This is a genomic window from Planktotalea sp., from assembly GCF_049680325.1.
Taxonomy (GTDB): domain Bacteria; phylum Pseudomonadota; class Alphaproteobacteria; order Rhodobacterales; family Rhodobacteraceae; genus Planktotalea.
On record NZ_JBAUHO010000190.1, the window covers coordinates 1 to 6627 of the forward strand.

7 protein-coding genes are annotated in these 6627 nt (G+C 53.0%); 2 read left to right on the forward strand and 5 right to left on the reverse strand.

All coding sequences use genetic code 11. The features are described 5' to 3' along the window. Positions 1-50: 50 nt before the first annotated feature. The 3 genes from tsaE to regB all read right to left on the reverse strand — a co-directional run bounded on the left by tsaE (position 51) and on the right by regB (position 3607). Positions 51-524, reverse strand: coding sequence for a tRNA (adenosine(37)-N6)-threonylcarbamoyltransferase complex ATPase subunit type 1 TsaE (gene tsaE / locus WBC85_RS08665; protein WP_424435380.1), 474 nt, complete (start codon positions 522-524; stop codon positions 51-53). A 48-nt stretch (positions 525-572) separates the two neighbouring features. Next, positions 573-2054 (reverse strand): PAS-domain containing protein, encoded by a 1482-nt coding sequence (locus tag WBC85_RS08670; protein ID WP_424435383.1) that lies wholly within the window; start codon positions 2052-2054, stop codon positions 573-575. 158 nt (positions 2055-2212) lie between these two features. Continuing rightward, positions 2213-3607 carry a sensor histidine kinase RegB gene (gene regB / locus WBC85_RS08675; protein WP_424435386.1) on the reverse strand — a complete coding sequence of 465 codons (1395 nt, stop codon included), beginning with the start codon at positions 3605-3607 and terminating at the stop codon, positions 2213-2215. A 138-nt stretch (positions 3608-3745) separates the two neighbouring features. Here regB and WBC85_RS08680 point away from each other — a divergent pair, with 138 nt between their 5' ends. Together WBC85_RS08680 and WBC85_RS08685 are read left to right on the forward strand one after the other, a co-directional pair. Continuing rightward, a complete protein-coding gene (locus WBC85_RS08680; protein ID WP_424435389.1) occupies positions 3746-4366 on the forward strand; it encodes an SCO family protein in 621 nt (206 codons plus the stop codon). A gap of 85 nt (positions 4367-4451) precedes the next feature. Next, a complete protein-coding gene (locus WBC85_RS08685) occupies positions 4452-5006 on the forward strand; it encodes an ActR/PrrA/RegA family redox response regulator transcription factor (protein ID WP_424435392.1) in 555 nt (184 codons plus the stop codon). Positions 5007-5014: 8 nt separating this feature from the next. Here WBC85_RS08685 and WBC85_RS08690 read toward each other — a convergent pair whose 3' ends face one another. After that, entirely contained in the window at positions 5015-5575 is a 561-nt protein-coding gene (locus tag WBC85_RS08690; protein ID WP_424435395.1) for a hypothetical protein, read from the reverse strand. A gap of 169 nt (positions 5576-5744) precedes the next feature. Then, complete coding sequence (locus tag WBC85_RS08695) at positions 5745-6467, reverse strand: hypothetical protein (protein ID WP_424435398.1); 723 nt, start codon at positions 6465-6467, stop codon at positions 5745-5747. Between the last annotated feature and the right edge of the window lie 160 nt (positions 6468-6627).

Below are 6627 nucleotides of genomic sequence, written 5' to 3' on the forward strand. Positions count from 1 at the left end.
TTGCCACTTCGTGCCCTCTAAAAACCGAGTAATAATCTGTTCTCTGGGAGTCATACCAAGGCCTTTGACAGTCTGTTTTTGAGATCAACCGAGCCACCTGCAAAGGTGATGTTCCGTTGATCGTCAACGTCAGTTGTTTCAATTGATAGGGTGAGTGCGTTGATCGGCGTTAGGCTTGCAAGGCGATCTGGCCATTCGATCAGGCAAATTGCGGTTGTGAAAGCATCGGTCAGGCCAAGCTCTTCTGCTTCATCGGGATCTGAAAGCCGATAGAGATCAGCATGCCAGATTTCGCCAGCACGCGTTTCGTAGGTCTGGACAAGGGTGAAAGTCGGCGAGGGGACGTCTTCTGGAATGTCTTGCAGTGATTGGATTAGCGAGCGGGCGAAAAAACTTTTCCCAGCGCCGATATCACCTTGCAGTAAGATCGTATCACCTTGACGCAATTGTAGGCCAACACGCTGCGCAAGCGCGGCGGTTTGGGCAGTAGAGTTTACGATGAGTTGCGTGATTGCCTCGGACATGGTGCCAAGTTACGGCACCTTTGCAGGCGTGGAAACCGCGAAATGGTGTTATGCGGCGAACGTGGGAGAGCGCTTCTTGCTTTGCATGGCGGGCGCTAAAGCGACCTGCGAAACTGTGACCAGAGTTGCGCCTGATGCGAGCGGGGAAACTTGCAGTTTGACGGGGTGGCCGTCCTTGCTGCGTAGCTCAGTGTTCCATGTCTCCCGCTCTGTTTCACCGCAAATAAAATCGCGCACCTCGCCCCATGCGGGGCTGGGCCGACACCTTGCTTGCCAGACGCGCGTGATGTCATGCACCGTCATCTGATTTATCTGCCCGCCTTCGTCCAATCCTGAAAATTCAACCATCGCGCGGTTGCTTTGTTGCAGGACGCCAGCGGCATTGAAAATCGCAATACCCTCATCCAGCGCATCCAGCGCGGAGCGCGTGACATCAGCCTCGGCCCGAAACCTGCGTGTGAGGGAGATTTCGGCGCTAATGTCTTCAAACAGGAACGCAATTGCGCCGTCTGGATGGGGCCTGCCTGTGACCCGGTAGGTCAAACCATTGGGAAGGTGCCAGATTTCACTGAAGTTATCGTCGCTTGCGGCGGTTACAACATCCGCAATACGTTCGCGCCAGTTTGCGTAATTTTTTGGCTCTGGCATCACTTGATTGTCACGTAGCTGATCAAAAAAGGAAAACAGGTTCGGGCGGGCGGTAAGGAAATCGGGCCGCAATTCGGTAAGGTCGATAAGCGAGGGGTTGAACAGAACCAGTTGACGGTTTCGATCAAAGATCGCCAACCCTGTTGCAAGATGCGCAAAGGTTTTTGCAAGGGTTTGAACAAAGTTGCGCTGGGCAGATTCCGCATTCACCACCGCGTGTATGTCCACAGCGAAATTCAGAAAACCATCCTTGAATGCGGTGCGCGATACGTCAAACCAATAGGTGCGGTTGTGTGCGTTGTCCTTTAGCGAAACGCGAACGGCCTTGTTTGGTTCGCTCCCCGCGTCGGGCATCTGGAATAAGGGGGCAAGGGGATCGCCGGAAGACCGGACAATCTGGGCATCAAGGGTCTTGTAACGCTCATTAGACCAGCCGATGCCGCCATCTGGCAAAGTGAGCCAAACAGGAAACGGCGCGTGCTCACTTACCGCGCGAATGAGATCGAGATCGTTCAGGCTGGACAGGGCAATATGAAGATCGCCGTCGGTCGAAAGCGCAGTGGTCCCATCAGTTCTGAGACATATCGTGACGCCCTTTTTGTGACGCTCGAACTCCAGCTCCATTGGATCGGCGATTGAGCTGGATGTCAGCACAATGATCCCCAGCTTGGCGTCACCGTCCAAATCGAAGGGAAGATCCGGAAAGCGGTTGGCAAATTGGGTGCGGAATTGATCCCAATTTGGAAAAGCAAGCCCTAGGTCGGCAAGCAAGTCTGCGCCCAGCTCGTTCGAAGCGATCAGTTCGCCCGAGAGATCAAAATCAAAGCTGAGAGATTGAGGGGATATCTGCGGGTTTGATGTTGCTTTCGGAAATGGGCGCATTAAGCGGCTGCCAAGCAGGAGCGCGCCCGCTGAGAAAAGTGCAGCGAATATGACCACACAAAGATCGAACAAAGTGAGAGTAGTGAACATCAAGCACCCTTCTTGCGCGTATTGGGCAAATTAGGGGCAAGAGCGTTAACGAATGGTTAAACCAAACGTTAATGCGTCGGATTCTTGATGTTTCCACCTTTGATTTCAGCGATATCGGAAAAGGCCGCATCAATGTTTTTGCGGGGCCAGACCACTTCGACAATCGCGCCGCGTTTCGGATGGTTTTCGCCAGAATACTGGCTTGATCCATTCGCGAAGCTTAGTTCAGCGCCTGACCGTTCAAGCAGCGTTTTCGCGATGAAAAGCCCCAATCCCATGCCTTCGTATTCAGGGCGGGCGGAGCGCTCTTTCTCGCTTTTGCGGCGGCGCACAAATGGATCGCCGATACGCCCGATCAAATGCGGTGGAAATCCGTCACCGTCGTCAACGATACGAATAGCGATGGTGTCTTCGCTCCAAGAGCTTTCAACCCAGACATTTTCGCGTGAGAAATCAACAGCGTTCTGTACCAGATTGCGCACGCCGTGAATGACTTCGGGGCGTCGCAAAATCTCGGGTTGAACACCGCGGCCTTTAAGCGGATCAGCGTGCTCAAAATGGACCTGCTTGCCGCGACTTACATGCGGTTCCGCCGCTTCTTGAAGCACTGTGTTCAATGGTGCCTTGCGCAGGTGCAAATCATCTTTTCCAGCGCGGCCCATGGATTGCAGAATGTCGCGGCATCGGTCGGCCTGCTGGCGAATAAGCTTGGCGTCCTCGGCAAGATCAGGGCGATCTGCCAGTTCGTCCATCAATTCGGCGCTGGCCAGTTTGATTGTCGCGAGCGGTGTGCCAAGTTCATGCGCCGCCGCCGCCACAACGCCGCCGATGTCGGTAAGTTTTTGTTCGCGCGACAGGGCTAAATGGGTGGCTTGCAAGGCCTCTGACATGGTGTGCATTTCATTGGTCGTTTTCCAAGAATAGGCACTGAGGAAAAGTAGTGCGATGACGAAGGCGACCCAGTTGCCAAAGACAAATACGTTGGGAATGCGCAGGATGAACCCTTCTTCAGTGCGAAGCGGAAAGTGATACTGCGCGAGAATGGTCACAATAAAAATAGCAAGAAAGCCAAGCAGCACCGTTGAACGCAGAGACATCACCGCCGCAGATACCGTCACTGGCCCTAGCAGTAACAGCGCGAAGGGATTATTCAGCCCGCCTGTGAGAAACAGCAAGAATGACAGCTGAAGCAGATCGTAGACAACCATTAGCAGGTTCTCGTTTTCCGACAGGCGACGGTTCTCGGGAAAAATGAAGATCGCAAATAGATTGCCCGTGATCGAGGCGCCGATTGCCAGATAGCACAACCCAAGCTCTAGCTGGAGGTGGTACATGTATTGCGCAACAGTGATTGCCGCGATTTGCCCGAATATTGCGACCCAGCGCAAAAGGATCATCGTGCGCAGACGAATCCAGTTATGCCGCTGTGCGCCAAAAGACGAAGTGATACTGATCTCGGCCATTGAGTTCGCTTCAATACTGTTTTGCGCGCGATTTGACGCGGCGCTTCTTGCGTTGGCGCATTTTCAACGCCTGTCTCAAGTGATAGTCGGAGCGGGTAGTATTAATCAACATCCACGCTGACACTGTAGGAGCAGCCAATGACACGTTTTTTCGCCATAGTCGCTACGCTTGTTGTGGTTCTTGCCATGGTCGGTATCTGGCTTTTCACGTTATTCGGTGGATCTGATGACCAATTTGCCGAGTGTCGCATCGGCCAGGTCGCTGGTGGCACGGGTCAAATTGGCGGGCCATTCACTTTGCTCGATGAGACGGGCAAGGAGGTAACGGAAAAAGATGTCATTACACAGCCTTCGCTGATCTACTTTGGTTATACGTTCTGCCCGGATGTTTGCCCTCTTGATACCTCGCGAAACGCTGAAGCGACGGATCTCTTGCTAGAGAATGGCACTGAAATTACGCCGATCTTCATTTCAATCGACCCAGCGCGCGACACGCCTGAAGTTGTTGGAGAGTTCGCAGATAACCTGCATGAACGCATGATTGGCCTGACAGGCTCGCCTGCCCAGGTAAAGGCTGCAAGCCAGGCATATCGCACCTATTACAAAGTTAATCCCGGCGATGACGAATACTATCTCGTGGATCATTCAACCTTTTCTTATCTGGTCCTGCCAGAGCACGGATTTGTCGAATTTTTCCGCCGTGAAATCGGCGCGGAACAGATGGCAGAAACGATCCAGTGCTTTATTGATAACAAATGATCTAGGTCCAAACCGCACAAAGGTTTGACCATTCGCCCGAGATGCGTAAAAGTCTATTAATTGCGCAGCATTGGGAGGTTCACGCGTGAACACAGAAGCAATCCGAGAGATCGGTGAAGATAAGTCCCTATTGCTTGTCGATGACGACGAACCGTTTCTGCGCCGCCTTGCAAAAGCTATGGAGAAACGCGGGTTCGAGGTGGAGACCGCAGGTTCGGTCGCTGCAGGAAAAGCGATCGCAACAGCGCGCCCGACTGCTTACGCGGTCGTTGATCTTCGTCTTGAGGATGGCAACGGTTTAGATGTGGTTGAAGTGCTGCGTGAAAAGCGTCCAGAAAGCCGTATCGTCGTTTTGACGGGATATGGCGCGATTGCCACGGCAGTTGCTGCCGTCAAGATTGGCGCGACGGATTATTTGTCAAAGCCTGCGGACGCCACAGATGTGACAAACGCCTTGCTTGCAGGGGATGACGAATTGCCCCCACCACCAGAAAACCCGATGAGCGCGGATCGTGTGCGTTGGGAGCATATTCAACGTGTTTATGAGCTGTGTGATCGCAATGTCAGTGAAACGGCGCGCCGTCTTAATATGCATCGCCGAACGCTGCAACGCATCCTGGCCAAGCGCAGCCCGCGCTAGGCGCTGCTTTAAAGCTGCATTTCAATCATTGTGCGCGCTGCTTTCAGATCGCGGGCAAGGCCCTGCGCTGTCTGAGTTTGCGCACCCAGATCAACACGTCCGGCACCATAGGCAGACATTAACTTTTGTGCCGCCGCATTGGCGCGATCTGCGCTAGCGTTAAGCGAGCCAAGCAAAGATTTCCGATAGGTTTGAACGTCTTGAATACGTTCGCTTAGCGCTGCCTTTTGGGTTGATCCATTCAGAACGCCATCGCGAAGTTCAGCAACCTCCACATCTTGCGCAGCCAGAAGCGCGGGCAGGTTCATATGAAGCTGGTCCATATGCGTTATCGTTTCTTCCAGATCGCGGTCCAGCGACCTCGAAGATGAAAAGTCGCGCTTTGCATGGTTTTCAAGGGCTTGCGTCAATGTCAGCAGGTCATTGGATTGGTTGCGCACAAGGCTTTGCATATCAAGATCCAGGCTGGCCTCGGCGTTGCGTGTTGCGAAGGTCGGTTCGGTGATGCCAACGCACCCGGAAACCAAACCTGAAAAACCCAAAATCAAACCACAGATAACTCGACGCATTTTAACATTCCCTTGCATTTCTGTCTCAACCCATGCGGGTGTTTGAGGTCAATCAAGCAACCCAATTGGGGCAACAATGTGAATTGTTTCCATTTTTCTTGTGATTGTTGACGACTTTGGGGTTTGTGATGAATATCAGTGTGCTACGGCGCTTCTGCCCGCTTGGTTATCAGAGCAAAGAGATCGCGGATCGGGCTGATGTTGCTTCTCGCGCAAGCTGTTTCGTCGCGTTCAGATGCCAGTCCAGTCCTGTTTGACCCTTGGCTTGGGCACCTTGCAGGTTACGGTGCGCCTCATTGGCTTGCGCTGCGCTGAGGCTCAGCGCTTCTGCAAGTTGTTCGCGGTTGGCTTTAATTACCTCAAAGCGTTTCGTGAATTGTGCTTGGGTCAATTGACCTGATGCCATCTGCTGGTTTAGCGCATCCAGCTCTGCATCCTGCTGCGCCAAAAGGCTGGGCAGATCACGGCTAACCACGTCCATAGCGTCATCAGCTTTGCCGATCGAGCGGACCAGCGCGCTGGGCGAAACCAGCTCAACACGCTTTGCAGCGTTAGCCTTGCCTTGGGCATTGCCGGCAATCGCACCAATTGCGCCACCGGTAAGCGCGCCAGCGACGCAGCTTTTTGCATTACTGGCAGACAGAACGACCAAGCCACATCCAGCAAGTGCGCCAATAGCGGCACCATTGATTGTGGACTTGCGAATAATGTCCCGCGTCATCTGGTTCAGCGCATTTGTTTGCTGTGCCATTTGAAGTTCGCTCGTTGATGTAGCGGTCGAAGTTTGGTCCAAAGCTGCGCCGCGCGTGCTGAACTTGGGTTCAACAGATTTCACACACCCCGCAACACCAACGACAATGGCAAAACTTAAAATAATACGAGATGGGCGCATAGCTTGAATTCCTCACTTCAGACCAGATCGCCACATGGGCAACCATTGTTTCCGTATGAAGAGCAATTGAGGCAAGAATGTGGAATCGGTTCGGAATTCAGAAATTTAATTTTTTTGATTTCATCATGTTACCTGATTAAGGTTGCATGCGCACCTATAG

Coding starts and splice junctions, on each gene's coding strand:
- tsaE (WP_424435380.1), bottom strand. CDS start 524: ATGTCCGAGGCAATCACGCAACTCATCGTAAACTCTACTGCCCAAACC.
- WBC85_RS08670 (WP_424435383.1), bottom strand. CDS start 2,054: ATGCGCCCATTTCCGAAAGCAACATCAAACCCGCAGATATCCCCTCAA.
- WBC85_RS08680 (WP_424435389.1), top strand. CDS start 3,746: ATGACACGTTTTTTCGCCATAGTCGCTACGCTTGTTGTGGTTCTTGCC.
- WBC85_RS08690 (WP_424435395.1), bottom strand. CDS start 5,575: ATGCGTCGAGTTATCTGTGGTTTGATTTTGGGTTTTTCAGGTTTGGTT.
- regB (WP_424435386.1), bottom strand. CDS start 3,607: ATGGCCGAGATCAGTATCACTTCGTCTTTTGGCGCACAGCGGCATAAC.
- WBC85_RS08695 (WP_424435398.1), bottom strand. CDS start 6,467: ATGCGCCCATCTCGTATTATTTTAAGTTTTGCCATTGTCGTTGGTGTT.